An 18268-nucleotide genomic window follows, 5' to 3' on the forward strand; every position below is an offset into this window, starting at 1 on the left:
ATCGCACAGGTGAGCGGAGAAGGGTAAAGCCGCAGGTTAGCCGAGCCTTTCCTTGCTGGCGGAGGGGAATGCCGGAGCGTAGTGTCGATGTTGTCGAAAGATGGAATCAGTCCAGATTTAGCTTTGCCTCAGCTTACCTGGGGCCTGTTCGAGACCTTTTGGGGGACCCCGCATGGCCGTCATCGAGACCCGGGCGACACTGCACGAGGCGCACCGCGACAACCACACCCACCGGGACGTGAACGGAGGGTGGCTGCGGCCCGCGGTCTTCGGTGCCATGGACGGGCTCGTCTCCAACCTCGCCCTGATCACCGGTGTCGCCGGCGGGGCCGTCAGTCACCAGACCATCGTCATCACGGGGCTCGCGGGGCTCGCCGCCGGTGCCTTCTCCATGGCCGCCGGCGAGTACACCTCCGTCGCCTCGCAGCGTGAGCTCGTCGAGGCCGAGCTGGACGTGGAGCGCAGGGAACTGCGCAGGCATCCGCAGGACGAGGAGGCCGAGCTGGCCGCGCTGTACGAGGCGAGAGGGGTCGAGGCGTCACTCGCCCGGGAGGTCGCCCGGCAGCTGTCCGCCGATCCCGAGCAGGCGCTGGAGATACATGCCCGCGAGGAGCTGGGCATCGACCCCGGTGACCTGCCCTCGCCGCTGGTCGCCGCCGTGTCGTCCTTCGGCTCGTTCGCGCTGGGCGCGCTGCTGCCCGTACTGCCGTTTCTGCTCGGCGCCACCGTGCTCTGGCCCGCCCTGCTGCTCGCGCTCGTCGGGCTGTTCGGCTGTGGTGCCGTGGTGGCCAAGGTGACCGCGCGGACCTGGTGGTTCAGCGGTCTGCGGCAGCTCGCGCTGGGTGGCGCCGCGGCCGGTGTGACGTACGCCCTCGGCACTCTGTTCGGAACCGCCGTAGGATAGGTCGACCGCTACTTATGCGTTGGGCCGCATAAGTAGCCGTTACTCGCTGGTTTCGATTGCTTAACCACTGGGCATGAGCCGTAAGCACCGCAGGCAAGGACGCCTGACGGGCAGCTGTGGGGTGACGACGACGCTCACCCTCGCCCCCGCGGACCGATGGACACGGATCTGTCCGGATCGGTCCCCCACCACCTTCGCCGCATGAGCGGCACCGCGCCGTAAACCCCTGCGGCGTCCGCATGTTGGAACGGTGTATCCAGTTCCCGAGAACCGCTCCATCATGTAACCTGCGTGAAATTTCGCAACAAAAACGCAGAGGGCCAGCGTCGTCCCTCGGCACCTGCTATATGCCACTGACGACGACGGGAGAGCCGATGCGTACGCCGCGCCAGCCGTCCCAGCATTCCACGAACGGCCGAAACTGGTCGTTCATGGATGCTCGCCCTGCTGCGCAGGGTATGTACGACCCCCGCAACGAGCGCGACGCCTGTGGCGTCGGCTTCGTGGCCACCCTCACCGGCGAGGCGAGCCATGCGCTGGTCGAGCAGGCGCTCACGGTTCTGCGCAACCTGGAGCACCGCGGCGCGACCGGCTCCGAGCCCGACTCCGGTGACGGCGCCGGCCTGCTCTCCCAGGTACCCGACGCCTTCTTCCGCGAGGTGGCCGGATTCGAACTGCCGGCGGCCGGTTCGTATGCCGTCGGTATCGCCTTCCTTCCGGAGGACGGCATCCAGGACGCCGTCTCGCGGATCGAGACGATCGCCGACGAGGAGGGCCTCACCGTCCTCGGCTGGCGCGAGGTCCCGGTCGCCCCGGAGCTGCTCGGCGCCACCGCCCGCTCCACCATGCCGGCGTTCCGGCAGGTCTTCGTCACCGACCACGCCAGCGAGGGCATCGCGCTGGACCGCCGGGCGTTCGTGCTGCGCAAGCGCGCCGAGCGCGAGGCGGGCGTCTACTTCCCCTCGCTGTCCGCCCGGACGATCGTCTACAAGGGCATGCTGACCACCGGCCAGCTGGAGCCCTTCTTCCCGGACCTGTCCGACCGCCGCTTCGCATCCGCGATCGCGCTCGTGCACTCCCGGTTCTCCACCAACACCTTCCCGTCGTGGCCGCTCGCGCACCCCTACCGGTTCGTCGCGCACAACGGTGAGATCAACACGGTCAAGGGCAACCGCAACTGGATGGTCGCCCGCGAGTCCCAGCTGGTCTCCGACCTGTTCGGCCCGCAGGACAAGCTGGACCGCGTCTTCCCGATCTGCACCCCCGACGCCTCCGACTCGGCCTCCTTCGACGAGGTGCTGGAACTCCTGCACCTGGGCGGGCGCTCGCTGCCGCACTCCGTGCTGATGATGATCCCGGAGGCGTGGGAGAACCACGACTCCATGGACCCGGCCCGGCGCGCCTTCTACGGCTTCCACTCCACGATGATGGAGCCCTGGGACGGCCCGGCCTGTGTCACCTTCACCGACGGCTCCCAGGTCGGCGCCGTTCTCGACCGCAACGGTCTGCGTCCCGGCCGCTACTGGGTCACCGACGAGGGCCTGGTCGTCCTCGGCTCCGAGGTCGGCGTCCTCGACATCGACCCCGCCAAGGTCGTCCGCAAGGGCCGCCTCCAGCCCGGCAGGATGTTCCTCGTCGACACCGTCGAGCACCGCATCATCGAGGACGACGAGATCAAGGCGGGCCTCGCCGCCGCACAGCCCTACGCCGAGTGGCTGGAGGCCGGCGAGATCGAGCTGAGCGACCTGCCCGAGCGTGAGCACATCGTGCACACCCACGCCTCGGTCACCCGCCGCCAGCAGACCTTCGGCTACACCGAGGAAGAGCTGCGCGTCATCATCGCGCCGATGGCCAAGGCCGGTGCCGAGCCGATCGGCTCCATGGGCACCGACTCGCCGATCGCGGCGCTGAGCGAGCGCCCGCGGCTGCTCTTCGACTACTTCACCCAGCTCTTCGCGCAGGTCACCAACCCGCCCCTGGACGCGATCCGGGAAGAGCTCGTGACGAGCCTGCGCTCGTCCCTCGGCCCCGCGGGCAACCTGCTCGACCCGAACGCCGCCTCCTGTCGCTCCGTCGTGCTGCCCTTCCCGGTGATCGACAACGACGAGCTGGCCAAGCTCATCCACATCAACGCCGACGGCGACATGCCCGGCTTCAAGGCCGCGACCCTGTCCGGTCTGTACCGGGTCTCCGGCGGCGGCGACACCCTCGCCGCGCGGATCGAGGAGATCTGCGCCGAGGCCGACGCGGCCATCGAGAACGGCGCCCGGCTCATCGTCCTGTCGGACCGGCACTCGGACGCCGAGCACGCGCCGATCCCCTCGCTGCTGCTCACCGCGGCCGTCCACCACCACCTCATCCGCACCAAGCAGCGCACCCAGGTGGGCCTGCTCGTCGAGGCCGGTGACGTCCGCGAGGTCCACCACGTCGCCCTGCTGATCGGCTTCGGCGCCGCCGCCGTCAACCCGTACCTGGCGATGGAGTCCGTCGAGGACCTGACCCGCGCGGGCACCTTCCTGCCGGGCATGGAGTCCGAGCAGGCCATCCGCAACCTGATCTACGCCCTCGGCAAGGGCGTCCTGAAGGTCATGTCCAAGATGGGCATCTCCACGGTCGCCTCCTACCGCGGCGCCCAGGTCTTCGAGGCCGTCGGTCTCGACACCGCGTTCGTCGAGAAGTACTTCAACGGCACCGCCACCAAGATCGGCGGCGTCGGCATCGACGTCATCGCCAAGGAGGTCGCCGCCCGCCACGCCAAGGCGTACCCGGCCTCCGGCATCGCGCCGGCCCACCGTGCCCTGGACATAGGGGGCGAGTACCAGTGGCGCCGCGAGGGCGAGCCGCACCTGTTCGACCCGGAGACGGTCTTCCGCCTCCAGCACTCGACGCGTGCCAACCGCTACGACATCTTCAAGAAGTACACGGACCGCGTGAACGAGCAGTCCGAGCGGCTCATGACGCTCCGCGGCCTCTTCGGCTTCAAGAGCGACCGGGAAGCCATCTCCATCGACGAGGTCGAGCCGGTCTCCGAGATCGTCAAGCGCTTCTCCACCGGCGCCATGTCGTACGGCTCCATCTCGCGCGAGGCCCACGAGACCCTCGCCATCGCCATGAACCAGCTGGGCGGCAAGTCCAACACCGGTGAGGGCGGCGAGGACCCGGACCGCCTCTACGACCCGGCGCGGCGCAGCGCCATCAAGCAGGTGGCGTCCGGCCGCTTCGGCGTGACCTCCGAGTACCTGGTCAACGCCGACGACATCCAGATCAAGATGGCCCAGGGCGCCAAGCCCGGCGAGGGCGGCCAGCTGCCCGGCCACAAGGTCTACCCCTGGGTCGCCAAGACCCGGCACTCCACCCCGGGCGTCGGCCTGATCTCCCCGCCGCCGCACCACGACATCTACTCCATCGAGGACCTGGCCCAGCTGATCCACGACCTCAAGAACGCGAACCCGCAGGCGCGGATTCACGTCAAGCTGGTCTCGGAGGTCGGCGTCGGCACGGTCGCCGCCGGTGTGTCCAAGGCGCACGCGGACGTCGTGCTCATCTCCGGCCACGACGGCGGCACGGGTGCCTCCCCGCTGACCTCGCTGAAGCACGCGGGCGGCCCCTGGGAGCTGGGCCTCGCCGAGACCCAGCAGACCCTGCTGCTCAACGGCCTGCGGGACCGGATCGTCGTCCAGACCGACGGCCAGCTGAAGACCGGCCGGGACGTGGTCATCGCCGCGCTGCTCGGCGCCGAGGAGTTCGGTTTCGCGACCGCGCCGCTCGTCGTCTCCGGCTGCATCATGATGCGCGTCTGTCACCTCGACACCTGTCCGGTCGGCGTCGCCACCCAGAACCCGGTGCTGCGCGACCGCTTCTCCGGCAAGGCCGAGTACGTCGTCAACTTCTTCCGGTTCATCGCCGAGGAGGTCCGCGAGATCCTCGCCGAGCTGGGCTTCCGCACCATCGAGGAGGCCGTCGGCCACGCCGAGGCGCTCGACGTCACCCGTGCCGTGAACCACTGGAAGGCGCAGGGCCTCGACCTGGCCCCGCTCTTCCACGTGCCCGAGCTGCCCGAGGGCGCGGCCCTGCACCAGACGATCGCGCAGGACCACGGCCTGGAGAAGGCCCTGGACAACGAGCTGATCAAGCTCGCCTCGGACGCCCTGGCCGCCTCCAGCGCCACCGACGCCCAGCCGGTGCGCGCCCAGATCAAGGTGCGCAACATCAACCGCACGGTCGGCACCATGCTCGGCCACGAGGTGACGAAGAAGTTCGGCGGCGCGGGCCTGCCCGACGACACCATCGACATCACCTTCACCGGCTCGGCCGGCCAGTCCTTCGGCGCCTTCCTGCCGCGCGGTGTCACGCTCCGCCTGGAGGGCGACGCCAACGACTACGTCGGCAAGGGCCTCTCCGGCGGCCGGGTCATCGTGCGCCCCGACCGGAACGCCGACCACCTCGCCGAGTTCTCCACCATCGCGGGCAACACCATCGCGTACGGCGCGACCGGCGGCGAGCTGTTCCTGCGCGGTCGCAGCGGCGAGCGGTTCTGTGTCCGCAACTCCGGTGCGCTGGTGGTCTCGGAGGGCGTGGGCGACCACGGCTGCGAGTACATGACCGGCGGTCACGCGGTGGTCCTGGGCGAGACGGGCCGCAACTTCGCGGCCGGTATGTCCGGCGGCATCGCCTACGTCATCGACCTGAACCGCGACAACGTCAACGCCGGCAACCTGGACGCCGTCGAGGCCCTGGACGACACGGACAAGCAGTGGCTGCACGACGTGGTGCGCCGCCACGCCGAGGAGACCGCCTCCACGGTCGCCGAGAAGCTGCTCGCCGACTGGGACACGGCCGTGCAGCGGTTCAGCAAGATCATTCCTGGTACGTACAAGGCAGTGCTCGCCGCCAAGGACGCCGCCGAGCGAGCGGGTCTCTCCGAGACCGAGATCACCGAGAAGATGATGGAGGCGGCGATCAATGGCTGACCCGAAGGGCTTCCTGACCCACGGCCGTGAGGTCGCCCGGACCCGTCCCGTCACCGAGCGCGTCCGGGACTGGAACGAGGTCTACGTCCCCGGCTCGCTGCTGCCGATCATCAGCAAGCAGGCCGGCCGGTGCATGGACTGCGGCATCCCGTTCTGCCACAACGGCTGTCCGCTGGGGAACCTGATCCCCGAGTGGAACGACTTCGCCTACCGCGAGGACTGGACGGCCGCCTCGGAGCGCCTGCACGCGACCAACAACTTCCCGGAGTTCACCGGTCGCCTCTGCCCGGCCCCGTGCGAGTCGGCGTGCGTGCTCGGCATCAACCAGCCGGCCGTGACCATCAAGAACGTCGAGGTCTCGATCATCGACAAGGCGTGGGACGCGGGCACCGTCGCCCCGCAGGCCCCGGAGCGCCTGTCGGGCAAGACCGTCGCCGTGATCGGCTCGGGCCCGGCCGGCCTGGCCGCCGCCCAGCAGCTCACCCGGGCCGGCCACACGGTCGCCGTCTACGAGCGCGCCGACCGCGTCGGCGGCCTGCTCCGCTACGGCATCCCCGAGTTCAAGATGGAGAAGCGGCACATCAACCGCCGTATCGAGCAGATGCGCGCGGAGGGCACCCGCTTCCGTACCGGTATCGAGATCGGCCGCGACCTCAAGGCGACCGACCTGAAGAAGCGGTACGACGCGATCGTGATCGCCGCCGGTGCCACGACCGCCCGTGACCTCCCGGTTCCCGGCCGCGAGCTCAAGGGCGTCCACCAGGCGATGGAGTACCTGCCGCTGTCCAACAAGGTCCAGGAGGGCGACTACGTCACCTCCCCGATCTCGGCCGAGGGCAAGCACGTCGTCGTCATCGGCGGCGGCGACACCGGCGCGGACTGCGTGGGCACCGCCCACCGTCAGGGCGCGGCCTCGGTCACCCAGCTGGAGATCATGCCCCGGCCGGGCGAGGACCGGGCACCGCACCAGCCGTGGCCGACCTTCCCGATGCTCTACAAGGTCACCTCGGCGCACGAGGAGGGCGGTGAGCGGGTCTACTCCGTCTCCACCACCCACTTCGAGGGCGACGAGGACGGCAACGTCCAGTGGCTGCACCTCACCGAGGTGGAGTTCATCGACGGCAAGCTGACCCCGAAGCCGGGCACCGAGCGCCGGATCCCGGCCCAGCTGGTCACCCTCGCGATGGGCTTCACCGGCACCGACCGGGAGAACGGCCTGGTCGAGCAGTTCGGTCTCGACCTCGACGAGCGCGGCAACGTCGCCCGCGACGCCGACTTCCAGACCAACGTGCCCGGTGTCTTCGTTGCCGGTGACGCCGGCCGCGGCCAGTCCCTGATCGTGTGGGCGATCGCGGAGGGCCGCTCGGCCGCCAAGGGCGTCGACCGCTTCCTGACCGGAGCGAGCGAACTCCCGGCCCCGATCCGCCCGACGGACCGCTCGCTGATGGTCTGACCCACCCCGAAGAACGTCCCGTACAAAGGCGTACGGAACACCATGCGGCGCCTGCCCGCCAGTCCCCGACCGGACGACTGGGCAGGTGCCGCAGCATTTCCCCGATCAAGTAACCTCGGCATCCCGACCGTGCATCCGGGGGAATCAGGGGGAACAGGGATGGCCGCGATCAGTCTCAGCAAGGTGGCGCAGACCGCGCCCGCGCTCGTCGGCTCCTACCGCTCCGCCGGGATCTCCCTCACCAAGCACGGACTCGACGGACTCCGGGCCGCCGTCTACCTGGTCGTCGACTACTCCGGTTCCATGAAGCCGTACTACGCCGACGGCAGTGTGCAGGCCCTCGCCGACCGGGTGCTGGGCCTCTCCGCACACCTGGACGACGACGGCCGGGTCCCCGTCGTCTTCTTCTCCACCGACATCGACGCGGTCACCGACATCGAACTCGCCGAGCACGAGGGCCGTATCGAGAAGATCGCGGCCGGGCTCGGACACATGGGCAAGACCAGCTACCACCTGGCCATGGACGCCGTCATCGACCACTACCTGGACAGCGGGTCCACCGCGCCCGCCCTGGTCGTCTTCCAGACCGACGGCGGCCCGATCAACAAGCTCGCCGCCGAACGCTATCTGTGCAAGGCGGCCAAGCTGCCGCTGTTCTGGCAGTTCGTCGGCTTCGGCGACCCGCACAGCAAACAGTTCGACTTCCTGCGCAAGCTCGACGAGCTGGCGGTGCCGGGAAAGCGCGCGGTGGACAACGCGGGCTTCTTCCACGCCGGTTCGGACCCGAGGAAGGTGCCGGACGGGGAACTGTACGACCGTCTCGTCGGCGAGTTCCCGCAGTGGCTGGCGGGGGCGCGCGCGGCGGGCATCGTACGGGCCGGCTGAGCCGACCGACTTTACGCGGCACCGTTGGCTGTCGGGGTCCTGTCATGCCACCCTGAGGGGTGATCCGGCGGGGAGGCGACGCGACGTATGGACGACGCGGCACGAACGGTGAACGGCTCGGTACGGGCGGGGAGTTCGGCGAGCAGGGAGAACCCGCCGGGCAACGGTGAGAAGCTCGCGGACTGGGCCGACGGGCGGCTGGGGATATACGGCCTGGCCAAGGCCAACATGCGCAAGGTGTTCCCGGACCACTGGTCCTTCATGCTGGGCGAGGTCTGCCTGTACAGCTTCCTCATCCTGATCCTCACGGGCATCTACCTCACCCTCTTCTTCGAGCCCAGCGGTGCCGAGGTCGTCTACCACGGCTCCTACGGGCCGATGAACGGCATCATCATGACCAAGGCGTACGAGTCGACGCTGCACATCAGCTTCGACGTACGCGGCGGACTGCTGATCCGGCAGATCCACCACTGGGCGGCGCTGGTCTTCGTCGCCGGGATGTTCGTCCACATGATGCGGGTGTTCTTCACCGGCGCCTTCCGCAAGCCGCGCGAGGTCAACTGGCTGTTCGGCTGGACCCTGCTGTTCCTCGCCATCCTCACCGGCCTGACCGGCTACTCGCTCCCCGACGACCTGCTCTCCGGCACCGGCGTCCGGTTCGCCGACGGCGCGATCCTGTCGATCCCGATCGTCGGCTCGTACCTCTCGATGTTCCTGTTCGGCGGGGAGTTCCCGGGCCACGACATCATCTCCCGGTTCTTCCCGATCCATGTCCTGCTGCTCCCCGGGATCATGCTGGGGCTGGTGGTGGCCCACCTGATCCTGGTCTTCTACCACAAGCACACCCAGTACCCCGGGCCCGGACGCGACCAGAAGAGCGTCGTCGGCATGCCCTTCCTGCCGGTCTACATGGCCAAGGCCGGCGGCTTCTTCTTCCTCACCTTCGGCATCCTCGCGATCATCGGCGCCATCGCCACCATCAACCCGGTGTGGGCCTTCGGGCCCTACCGCCCGGACCTGGTGACCACCGGCGCCCAGCCCGACTGGTATCTCGGCTTCTCCGAGGGGCTGATCCGCGTCATGCCCGGCTGGGAGATCAACGGCTGGGGCCACACCCTGGAGCTGGGTGTCCTCATCCCCTTCTCGCTCTTCCCGCTCTTCCTCCTGGCCATTGGCGTCTACCCGTTCATCGAGGCGTGGATCACCGGCGACAAGCGTGAGCACCACATCCTCGACCGGCCGCGCAACGTCCCCGTCCGCACCGCTCTCGGCGTGGCCTGGCTCAGCATCTACTTCGTCCTGCTGATCGGCGGCGGCAACGACGTCGTGGCCACCCATCTCCATCTCTCCATCAACTCGATCACCTGGTTCGTGCGGATCTCCGTCTTCGTCGTCCCCGTCCTCGCCTTCATCACCACCAAGCGGATCTGCCTGGGCCTGCAACGCCGGGACCGCGACAAGGTGCTGCACGGCAGGGAGACCGGCCTCATCAAGTTGCTTCCGCACGGCGAGTACATCGAGGTCCACGAACCCCTCAGCCAGGAGAGCCTGTTCGTCCTCACCCAGCACGAACAGGACCCGCCGTACGAGATCGGCCCGCTGGAGGACGCGAACGGCGTACGCCGGAAGGTCACGGCCGTCCAGCGGCTACGCGCGAGCCTGGCGAAGGGCATGTTCGGCCCGGACACCCACATCCCGAAGCCGACGCGGGAGGAGTACAAGGAGCTCACGAGCGGCGATCACCACTGAGCGCCCCGAGGAGAAGCGCCCCTTTAGGGGCGCGGGGAACTGCGCGATCAGCCCCCACCGTCCCGCAGTTCACGTACGCCCCTGCAGAACCGCGTTTCTGCATTCCTCGGGCGCCCCCCAGGCACCCCGCAACGCCCGCGCCTTGGCCAGCCACAACGACAGGTCGTACTCCGCCGTGTAGCCGATCGCCCCGTGCAGCTGCAGCGCGGCCCTGGAGCTGAGGTACGCCGCCTCGCACGCGCTGAGTTTCGCCGCGGCCACGTCCGACGGAGTCATCGTCACCGCCGCCCCGAGGACCACCGGCCGGGCGAACTCCAGCGCGATCTTCACATCGGCCAGCCGGTGCTTGACCGCCTGGAACGAGCCGACGGGCACCCCGAACTGGCTCCGCTGCTTCACATACGCCACCGTTGTGTCGAGCAGCGCCAGCCCGACCCCCAGCGCCTGCGCGGCCACCGCCAGCCGGGCCCAGGTCAGCGCATCCGCCCACGCCGGCTCCGCGCTGATCAGCTCACCGACAGGCGCGAGCGGTGTGAGCCGGCGCGCCGGGTCCAGGGACCGGCGCACCGCACCGGCGCCGGGGGAGAGCCGCAAGCCCTCCGGCGTCGCGGCGAGCCGCAGATCCGCCGCGTCCCCGTCCAGCGCGTACCCGTACCCGTGCTCGGCGACCGTCACCGTCGCCAGGGTCTCTCCCGAGGCGATCCCGGGCAGGAGCCGCTTGGCGAGATCCGGGCTCTCACCGAGCAGCACCGCCGCGGCCACCGTCTCCACCAGCGGACCGGGCACCGCATGCCGCCCCAACTCCACGAACGCGAGGGCGAGTTCCACAGCCCGGCGCCCTTCCCCGCCGTACTCCTCGGGCACCGCGAGGCCGAACACCCCCGCCGCGCCGATACGCCCCCACAGCGCCCGCCCGCTCGTGTGCTCCCCGCGGCTCCACTCCCGTATCACCGCCGGGGTGTCCGCCGCCGTCAGCAGCGCCCGCAGGGAGGCGGCGAAGTCGCGCTGCTCGATGTCGAGGAGGAAACGCATGTCAGCGGCGTCCCTTCGGCAGGCCGAGCAGGCGCTCGGCGATGATGTCGCGCTGGATCTCGTTGGTGCCCGCGTAGATGGGCCCGGCGAGCGAGAAGACGTATCCCTCGGACCACGAGGTGTCCGCCAACTCGCCGTCCGTGCCCAGCAGGTCGAGTGCCGTCTCGTGCAGCGCCAGATCCAGTTCGGACCAGAACACCTTGTTCAGGCTGGACTCGGGGCCGAGCGACTCGCCGTCCAGGAAGCGGGAGGCGGCCGCGTAGGTGAAGAGCTGGTAGGCGCGGGCGCCCAGGACGGCGTCGGCCACCCGGCCCGCGGCGGACTCGGGGGCGCCCTGCTCCCGCCACAGGCGCAGCAACCGGTCGGCGGCGGCCAGGAACCGGCCCGGTGACCGCAGCGTCAGCCCCCGCTCGTTGCCCGCCGCCGACATCGCTATCCGCCAGCCCTCGCCCGGCTCGCCGATCACGTCCTCGTCGGGGACGAACACCTCGTCCAGGAAGAGTTCCGCGAACGCCGGCTTGCCGTCGAGGCGGCCGACCGGGCGGACCGTGACCCCCGGTGCACGGAGGTCGAACATCAGATAGGTGAGTCCCTGATGCGGCTTGGGGGCGTCCGGATCGCTGCGGAACAGGCCGAACGCCCGGTCGGCGAACGCGGCCCGTGACGACCAGGTCTTCTGCCCGCCGAGCAGCCAGCCGCCGTCCGTCCGCACGGCCTTGGAGGTGAGGGAGGCCAGGTCGGAACCGGCCCCGGGCTCGGACCACGCCTGCGCCCAGACCACCTCGCCGGTGGCCATCGGCGGCAGCACCCGCGCGCGCTGCTCCTCCGTGCCGTGGTCGAAGAGGGTCGGCGCGAGCAGGCTGATGCCGTTCTGGCCGACCCGGCCCGGTGCGCCCGCCGCGTGGTACTCCTCCTCGAAGACCAGCCAGCGGATCAGCCCCGCGTCCCGGCCGCCGTACCGCTCCGGCCAGGACACCACCGACCAGCGGTCCGCGGCCAGTTCGGCCTCCCACGCGCGGTGCGCCGCGAAGCCCTCCGCGGTCTCCAGGGAGGGGAGCGGTGTGCCGGGTACGTGCGCCGCGAGCCAGGCGCGGGCCTCGGCGCGGAACTCCTCGTCGGCCGGGGTGTGGGTGAGGTCCACGGTCGCCGTCACCATCCTTCCCTAACAAGTGTTTGGTAGGTTAGCGTGGCCCTATGACAGGCGTCGAGAGCCCGGAGTACGTACCCGGGCACGGGCTGCTGGCAGGGCGCACGGCCGTCGTCAGCGCCGCGGCCGGGGCGGGGATCGGCGGTGCCACGGCACGCCGCTTCCTGGAGGAGGGCGCGCGCGTACTGATCAGCGACGCGCACACGCGCCGGCTGAAGGAGTACGAGGCCGAGCTGGCGGGTGCGCATCCGGGCGCCGTGACCGCGGTGCCCTGTGACGTGACCGACGAGGCGCAGGTGCGGGCCCTGTTCGAGACCGCCGTACGGGACCACGGACGGCTGGACATCGTCGTCAACAACGCTGGCCTGGGCGGTACTTCGGCCCTGGTCGACATGGACGACGAACAGTGGGCGCGGGTCCTGGACGTCACTCTCAACGGCACCTTCCGGTGCCTGCGCGCCGCCCTGCGGCTCTTCCGCGACAGCGGACGGGGCGGGGTCGTCGTCAACAACTCCTCCGTCGTCGGGTGGCGTGCCCAGGCCGGACAGGCCCACTACGCCGCCGCCAAGGCCGGGGTGATGGCGCTGACCCGGTGCGCGGCCGTCGAGGCGGCCGAGTACGGGGTGCGGGTCAACGCCGTGGCGCCCAGCCTCGCCATGCATCCGCACCTGGTGAAGGTGACCTCCGCCGAACTGCTGGAGGAGCTGACCGCCCGCGAGGCCTTCGGGCGGTACGCCGAGCCCTGGGAAGTGGCCAACACGATCGTCTTCCTGGCGTCCGGCTACTCCTCCTACCTCACCGGAGAGGTCGTCTCCGTCAGCAGTCAGCATCCCTGACCCCCGGAGCGCCGACAATGGACCCGTGCCGACCAAGAAGAAGCCCCAGGTGACCGCCGCGAGCAGGCGCGCTGCCGCCGCCGCTCCAGCCCGGCGCCGCGAACTCCTCGAAACCGCCGCCGAGGTCTTCGCCGAGCAGGGCTACAACGCCACCACCGTACGCAAGATCGCGGATCACGCGGGCATGCTCGCGGGCAGCCTCTACTACCACTTCGACTCCAAGGAATCGATGCTGGAGGAGATCCTGCGGACCTTCCTCGACGAGCTCTGGGGCGGCTACGACACCGTCCTGGACGCCGGACTCGGTCCCCGCGAGACCCTCGAAGCCCTGGTCACCGAGTCCTTCCGGGAGATCGACCGGCACCGCGCCGCCGTGGCGATCTACCAGAAGGAGAGCAAGCAGCTGGTCGCACAGGAGAGATTCACCTTTCTCGCCGAGTCGCAGCGCAAGTTCGAGAAGGCATGGCTGTCCACGCTGGAGCACGGGGTCGCCGCGCGCGTCTTCCGTGCCGACCTCGACGTCCGCCTCACCTACCGGTTCGTGCGCGACACCGTGTGGGTCGCCGCCTCCTGGTACCGGCCCGGCGGACAGCACAGCCCGGAGGAGATCGCCCGGCAGTACCTGTCGATGGTGCTGGACGGTATCGCCGTCCGTGAATAGCTCACCCATTCGCTGAAAACCCCTTTCTGGTGAGGGAGTCGCTGACATGGCCGAGGCCTACATAGTCGAGGCGGTGCGTACGCCCGTCGGGCGGCGCGGGGGCGGACTGAGCGGGGTCCACCCGGCCGATCTGGGCGCCCGTGTGCTGACCGCCCTGGTCCAGCGGTCGGGCGTGGACCCGGCGGCCGTCGAGGACGTCGTCTTCGGCTGCCTCGACGCGGTCGGACCGCAGGCCGGTGACATCGCCCGCACCTGCTGGCTGGCGGCCGGGCTGCCCGAGGAGGTGCCGGGCGTGACCGTCGACCGGCAGTGCGGCTCCTCACAGCAGGCCGTGCACTTCGCCGCGCAGGCCGTGCTCTCCGGCACCCAGGACCTGGTGGTCGCCGGCGGCGTCCAGAACATGTCCCAGATCCCCATCGCCTTCGCCTCCCGGCAGGCCGCCGAGCCGCTGGGGCTGACCGAGGGCCCCTTCCTGGGCAGCGAGGGCTGGCGGGCCCGGTACGGCCGGCAGCCCGTCAACCAGTTCGCCGGCGCCGAGATGATCGCCGCCAAGTGGGGCATCAGCCGCCGGGACCAGGAGGAGTTCGCCCTGAACTCCCACCGCAGGGCGCTGCGCGCCATCGACGAGGGCCGCTTCGAGCGCGAGACCGTGCCCTACGGCCCGGCCGCCGTGGACGAGGGCCCGCGCCGGGACACCTCCCTGGAGAAGATGGCCGCCCTGAAGCCGGTCGTCGACGGCGGCACCATCACCGCCGCCTGCTCCTCCCAGGTCTCCGACGGCGCCGCCGCGATGCTGCTCGCCTCCGAACGGGCCGTCCGCGAACACGGACTGCGCCCCCGCGCCCGCGTCCACCACCTCTCCGTCCGCGGCGAGGACCCCATCCGGATGCTCTCCGCCCCCATCCCGGCCACCGCGCACGCCCTGAAGAAGACCGGCCTGACCATCGACGCCATCGACCTCGTCGAGATCAACGAGGCCTTCGCCCCGGTCGTCCTGGCCTGGCTCAAGGAGACCGGCGCCGACCCCGCCAAGGTCAACGTCAACGGCGGCGCGATCGCCCTCGGCCACCCGCTCGGCGCCACCGGCGTCAAGCTGATGACCACCCTCCTGCACGAACTGGAACGCACCGGCGGCCGCTTCGGCCTCCAGACGATGTGCGAGGGCGGCGGTCAGGCCAACGTGACCATCATCGAGCGGCTCTGAGCCCCTCCAGTCCCCGCACCACCTCGTCCGCCTCCTTCATGACGCGTGCCACCAGCTCCGCGCACGACGGCAGGTCGTCGATCACCCCGGCGACCTGCCCGGACGCCATCACCCCGAGATCCGTGCGGCCGTCCACCATCGCCGACCTGAGCAGCATCGGGGTGTTGGCGGCGAGCAGCACCTGACTCCAGGACAGGTCCTTGCCGTGCCGCAGGGCCAGGCCGTCCCGGACCATCTGTCGCCAGGTCAGCCCGGAGAGTCTGCGGAAGGCGGCCGCATGGCGCACGGCCCGCAGCAGCCGTCGCGTCCGGCCGGTGTTCTCCAGGGAGTCGACGAGCGGGGTCCGCAGCATCCGGTGCGGCAGCCCGTCCACCGCCCTGGTCACCGTGACGTCCTTGACCGTCGCCCCCAGATATCTCGCCTTCACCGCGTCCGGCACCGTCGAGTCCGAGGTGAGCAGGAAACGGGTCCCCATCGCGACCCCCGCCGCCCCGTACGCCAGCGCCGCCACCAGGCCACGCCCGTCGAAGAACCCCCCGGCGGCCACCACCGGTATCCGCACCGCGTCCACCACCTGCGGCAGCAGCACGCTCGTCGCCACCTCCCCGGTGTGCCCGCCGCCCTCGCCGCCCTGCACGATCACCGCGTCCGCGCCCCACGCCGCGACCTTCTCGGCGTGCCGCCGCGCGCCGACGGAGGGGATCACCACCACGCCCGCCCCCTTCAGCTCGGCGATCAGCTCGGCGGAGGGCGCGAGCGCGAACGACGCCACCCGCACGCCCCCGTCCACGATCAGCCGCACCCGGTCACCCGCGTCGGCCGCGTCCGCCCGCAGATTCACCCCGAACGGGGCGTCCGTACGGCACCGCACCTCGGCTATCGCGGCACGCAGCTGGTCGAGGGTCATCGTCGCGGAGGCCAGGATGCCGAGAGCCCCGGCATTGGCCGTCGCGGAGACCAGACGGGGGCCCGCCACCCAGCCCATCCCCGTCTGCACGATCGGATACCGGACCCCCACCAGCCGGGTGAGCGCGGTCTCCATCAGCCCGCGACCTCCCTCGCCCGCGCGCCGCCCGGATCCAGCACCTCACGGATCAGCCGCAGCTCCTCCGGGCCCGGTTCGCGGGTGTACGGCACCTCGTCCGGGACGGCGAGCTCGAAGTCCGTGGCCTCCCGCACCTGACCGACGCTCACCCCCGGATGCAGTGCGGCCAGCCGCATCGAGCGGTCCGGGGTCTCGAAGTCGAAGACGCCGAGGTCGGTGACGACCCTCGGGATGCGGTGGAAGCGTTCCGTGCCCGGGTGCTCGGCCACCCGGTCGTACCCCACCCCGCACACCATGTCGACCTTCGCGACGAACACCCGCCGGGAGTGCTTCGGGACCCAGTAACTCGTCGGATTGTTCAGTGTGTTGAGGGACGCGCCGCGCACGCCGAGCAGCTGGCGGCGGGGCCGGGACCAGTCGCCGATGGCCGAGATGTTCTGGTTGCCGTACCGGTCGAGCTGGCTCGCGCCCATCATCACGTGCCGGCGGCCACCGGCCACCAGGGTGAGGTGCTGCCGGTAGGGCAGCCAGCCCTCGGGGGTGCCGTCCGGGCGGACCAGCGTCGCCTCGCCGTCGGTCAGCAGCAGGTCGGGGGCGAAGGTGAGCCGGGCCAGCCGGGCGCCCAGCGAGGGGATCAGGCCCATCGGGCTCGCCAGGATCTCACCGGAGCCGCGCCAGGCCTCGGCGCAGGCGATGACGCAGTAGTCGGCGCGCAGTACGTCCATCAGCCCTGCTCCTCCTGCCAGTTCCGCACCGCCGCGCGGTAGGCCTGCTCGTCCCCGGCCAGGAACCGCCCGGAGAACTCCGCCCACGGGGTCCTCGCGTACAGCCGCTGGAAGTCCTCGTCCCGCCCGTGGTCGGGGGCGCAGGAGGTGAAGTGCGCACCGCCCGGGGCCTCCACGACCCCCGTCACGTGCAGCCGCTTGACCAGCAGCGACTGCGCTGCCGCCGTCTTCGTCAACTCGGCCGTGTCCACGACCTGTTCGCAGGAGACATAGGCGGTGTCTGCCGCCTCGCAGAACAGGTCGTCGAAGTACGGATCCGGGCCGAGATACTGCCCGTTGCCCAGCCGGTCGGCGCGGTTGACGTGGACCAGGGCCGCGTCCAGGCGCAGGGCGGGCATCGCCACGAACGTCTCCCCGTCGTCGTACGGCGACGTCACCGTCCGCAGGCCGGGGTTGACCCGCATGACGTCCGAGCCGAGCCCCGCGCGCACCGGCAGGAACGGCAGCCGGTTCGCGGCGGCGCGCAGACCCCACATGAACATGCCCTCGTCGACCTCCGTCAGCTCGAACGCCCCGCGCTCGCGCGCCGCCCGGTAGTGCGGTTCCAGCGGGATGGAGTCGAGGGTGACGAAGGCCGTCACCAGTCTGCGCACCCGGCCGGCCGCGACCAGCATCCCGACGTCCGGGCCGCCGTAGGAGACCACGGTGAGGTTGTCGATGCCGCTCCGGAGCACGGCTCTGACCAGGGACATCGGCTTGCGTCGGGACCCCCAGCCGCCGATGCCGAGGGTCATGCCGCTGGTCAGCCGGGCGACGGCCTCGTCGGCGGTCATCGTCTTGTCAGTCACTCCCCGCACCCTCCTTCCCGAAGGTGTCACGGACCCGGTCGGCCACCCCACTGAGGGCGGCCTCGAAGGTGAAGCCCTGTTCCCATCGGTAGCTGCGCCGCACGTCGACGGGGTCGATGCCGTTGATGGCGGCCTTGGCCAGGCGCAGCAGCCGGCCGTCCTTGGCGGCTATCTCCCGCGCCAGCTCCAGTGCCGCCGAGAACAGTTCCCCGCGAGGCACCACCCGCCACACCGAGCCGTGGGCGTGCAGCTGGGCCGCCGTCGCCGTGCGCGAGGTGTAGTACAGCGTCCGCATCAGATGCGGCGGGACCAGCCGGGCCAGATGCGTGGCCGCGCCCAGCGCGCCCCGGTCCAGCTCGGGCAGTCCGAAGACGGCGCCCTCGCTCGCCACGATCGCGTCCGCGTTGCCCACCAGACCTATCCCGCCGCCCAGACAGAAGCCGTGCACGGCCGCCACCACCGGGGTCTCGCACTCGTACACCGCCGCGAAGGCCTCCGCGCAGGCCCGGTTGGCGCCGAGCAGTGCCTCGTTCCCGTCCGCCTGTATCTCCTTGATGTCCACGCCCGCGTTGAAACCGCGGCCCTGCGCGGCCAGCACCACACACCGGGTCTCGGGGTCGCGGCCCGCCGCGCGCACCGCGTCCGCCAGCGCGAACCAGCCGCGCACCGGCAGCGCGTTCACCGGCGGATGGTCGACCGTGACCAGCGCGACGCCCTTTTCCGGAAACGAGGTGGAGACACTCATCGACGCATCAGCTACCTTCGCACTCAGCTGCCTTTCCACCAAACATTTGTTAGGTGTGAGGCTT

Annotated in this window: 14 protein-coding genes; 8 read left to right on the forward strand and 6 right to left on the reverse strand. The window is 70.6% G+C overall.

Annotated features, from left to right (window positions below; genetic code table 11):
- Positions 1 to 172: 172 nt before the first annotated feature.
- The 5 genes from ACZ5K7_RS30600 (at position 173) to qcrB (ending at position 9961) form a co-directional block, all read left to right on the forward strand.
- Complete coding sequence (locus ACZ5K7_RS30600) at positions 173 to 904, forward strand: VIT1/CCC1 transporter family protein (RefSeq protein WP_468918205.1); 732 nt, start codon at positions 173 to 175, stop codon at positions 902 to 904.
- A 374-nt stretch (positions 905 to 1278) separates the two neighbouring features.
- A complete protein-coding gene (gltB, locus tag ACZ5K7_RS30605) occupies positions 1279 to 5874 on the forward strand; it encodes a glutamate synthase large subunit (protein WP_351695147.1) in 4596 nt (1531 codons plus the stop codon).
- On the forward strand, positions 5867 to 7327 hold the full coding sequence (locus ACZ5K7_RS30610; protein WP_468918209.1) for a glutamate synthase subunit beta: 1461 nt from the start codon (positions 5867 to 5869) through the stop codon (positions 7325 to 7327). The genes gltB and ACZ5K7_RS30610 overlap by 8 nt, the downstream gene beginning before the upstream one ends.
- Positions 7328 to 7486: 159 nt before the next feature.
- Positions 7487 to 8212, forward strand: a complete 726-nt coding sequence (locus tag ACZ5K7_RS30615; RefSeq protein WP_468918212.1) for a vWA domain-containing protein — start codon at positions 7487 to 7489, stop codon at positions 8210 to 8212.
- Positions 8213 to 8299: 87 nt separating this feature from the next.
- Positions 8300 to 9961, forward strand: coding sequence for a cytochrome bc1 complex cytochrome b subunit (gene qcrB / locus ACZ5K7_RS30620; RefSeq protein WP_468918215.1), 1662 nt, complete (start codon positions 8300 to 8302; stop codon positions 9959 to 9961).
- A gap of 69 nt (positions 9962 to 10030) precedes the next feature.
- Here the strand turns inward: qcrB and ACZ5K7_RS30625 are convergent, their stop codons facing one another.
- Together ACZ5K7_RS30625 and ACZ5K7_RS30630 are read right to left on the reverse strand one after the other, a co-directional pair.
- The gene (locus ACZ5K7_RS30625) at positions 10031 to 10993 is read right to left on the reverse strand and encodes an acyl-CoA dehydrogenase family protein (protein WP_468918218.1); all 963 of its coding nucleotides are present in this window, start codon (positions 10991 to 10993) and stop codon (positions 10031 to 10033) included.
- 1 nt (position 10994) lies between these two features.
- Entirely contained in the window at positions 10995 to 12134 is a 1140-nt protein-coding gene (locus ACZ5K7_RS30630; RefSeq protein WP_450971777.1) for an acyl-CoA dehydrogenase family protein, read from the reverse strand.
- Positions 12135 to 12187: 53 nt separating this feature from the next.
- Between ACZ5K7_RS30630 and ACZ5K7_RS30635 the strand changes: the two genes are divergently transcribed.
- The 3 genes from ACZ5K7_RS30635 to ACZ5K7_RS30645 are packed head-to-tail and all read left to right on the forward strand — an operon-like array spanning position 12188 to position 14841.
- Positions 12188 to 12976 carry an SDR family oxidoreductase gene (locus ACZ5K7_RS30635; RefSeq protein WP_468918221.1) on the forward strand — a complete coding sequence of 263 codons (789 nt, stop codon included), beginning with the start codon at positions 12188 to 12190 and terminating at the stop codon, positions 12974 to 12976.
- 25 nt (positions 12977 to 13001) lie between these two features.
- Positions 13002 to 13637 (forward strand): TetR/AcrR family transcriptional regulator, encoded by a 636-nt coding sequence (locus ACZ5K7_RS30640; protein WP_351695134.1) that lies wholly within the window; start codon positions 13002 to 13004, stop codon positions 13635 to 13637.
- A 46-nt stretch (positions 13638 to 13683) separates the two neighbouring features.
- Entirely contained in the window at positions 13684 to 14841 is a 1158-nt protein-coding gene (locus tag ACZ5K7_RS30645; RefSeq protein WP_468918224.1) for an acetyl-CoA C-acetyltransferase, read from the forward strand.
- Here ACZ5K7_RS30645 and ACZ5K7_RS30650 read toward each other — a convergent pair.
- Genes ACZ5K7_RS30650 through ACZ5K7_RS30665 form a run of 4 tightly spaced genes read right to left on the reverse strand, consistent with a single transcriptional unit; the run spans position 14825 to position 18204 of the window.
- Positions 14825 to 15883, reverse strand: coding sequence for an NAD(P)H-dependent flavin oxidoreductase (locus tag ACZ5K7_RS30650; RefSeq protein ID WP_468918227.1), 1059 nt, complete (start codon positions 15881 to 15883; stop codon positions 14825 to 14827). The two genes, ACZ5K7_RS30645 and ACZ5K7_RS30650, sit on opposite strands and share 17 nt — an antisense overlap.
- Entirely contained in the window at positions 15883 to 16611 is a 729-nt protein-coding gene (locus tag ACZ5K7_RS30655; protein WP_351695128.1) for a CoA-transferase subunit beta, read from the reverse strand. The genes ACZ5K7_RS30650 and ACZ5K7_RS30655 overlap by 1 nt, the downstream gene beginning before the upstream one ends.
- Positions 16611 to 17459: a CoA transferase subunit A gene (locus ACZ5K7_RS30660; RefSeq protein ID WP_468918230.1), complete on the reverse strand. Its 849-nt coding sequence runs from the start codon at positions 17457 to 17459 to the stop codon at positions 16611 to 16613. The genes ACZ5K7_RS30655 and ACZ5K7_RS30660 overlap by 1 nt, the downstream gene beginning before the upstream one ends.
- Positions 17452 to 18204: an enoyl-CoA hydratase family protein gene (locus tag ACZ5K7_RS30665; RefSeq protein WP_351695124.1), complete on the reverse strand. Its 753-nt coding sequence runs from the start codon at positions 18202 to 18204 to the stop codon at positions 17452 to 17454. The genes ACZ5K7_RS30660 and ACZ5K7_RS30665 overlap by 8 nt, the downstream gene beginning before the upstream one ends.
- Positions 18205 to 18268 lie beyond the last annotated feature (64 nt).

The sequence above is a fragment of the Streptomyces sp. NPDC031497 genome (assembly GCF_055580905.1).

Excerpts from the sequence above, each read along its gene's own strand:
- ACZ5K7_RS30635 (WP_468918221.1), top strand. The coding sequence starts at position 12,188 with ATGACAGGCGTCGAGAGCCCGGAGTACGTACCCGGGCACGGGCTGCTG.
- ACZ5K7_RS30600 (WP_468918205.1), top strand. The coding sequence starts at position 173 with ATGGCCGTCATCGAGACCCGGGCGACACTGCACGAGGCGCACCGCGAC.
- ACZ5K7_RS30650 (WP_468918227.1), bottom strand. The coding sequence starts at position 15,883 with ATGGAGACCGCGCTCACCCGGCTGGTGGGGGTCCGGTATCCGATCGTG.
- ACZ5K7_RS30645 (WP_468918224.1), top strand. The coding sequence starts at position 13,684 with ATGGCCGAGGCCTACATAGTCGAGGCGGTGCGTACGCCCGTCGGGCGG.
- ACZ5K7_RS30610 (WP_468918209.1), top strand. The coding sequence starts at position 5,867 with ATGGCTGACCCGAAGGGCTTCCTGACCCACGGCCGTGAGGTCGCCCGG.
- ACZ5K7_RS30615 (WP_468918212.1), top strand. The coding sequence starts at position 7,487 with ATGGCCGCGATCAGTCTCAGCAAGGTGGCGCAGACCGCGCCCGCGCTC.
- ACZ5K7_RS30625 (WP_468918218.1), bottom strand. The coding sequence starts at position 10,993 with ATGCGTTTCCTCCTCGACATCGAGCAGCGCGACTTCGCCGCCTCCCTG.
- ACZ5K7_RS30655 (WP_351695128.1), bottom strand. The coding sequence starts at position 16,611 with ATGGACGTACTGCGCGCCGACTACTGCGTCATCGCCTGCGCCGAGGCC.
- ACZ5K7_RS30665 (WP_351695124.1), bottom strand. The coding sequence starts at position 18,204 with ATGAGTGTCTCCACCTCGTTTCCGGAAAAGGGCGTCGCGCTGGTCACG.
- gltB (WP_351695147.1), top strand. The coding sequence starts at position 1,279 with ATGCGTACGCCGCGCCAGCCGTCCCAGCATTCCACGAACGGCCGAAAC.
- qcrB (WP_468918215.1), top strand. The coding sequence starts at position 8,300 with ATGGACGACGCGGCACGAACGGTGAACGGCTCGGTACGGGCGGGGAGT.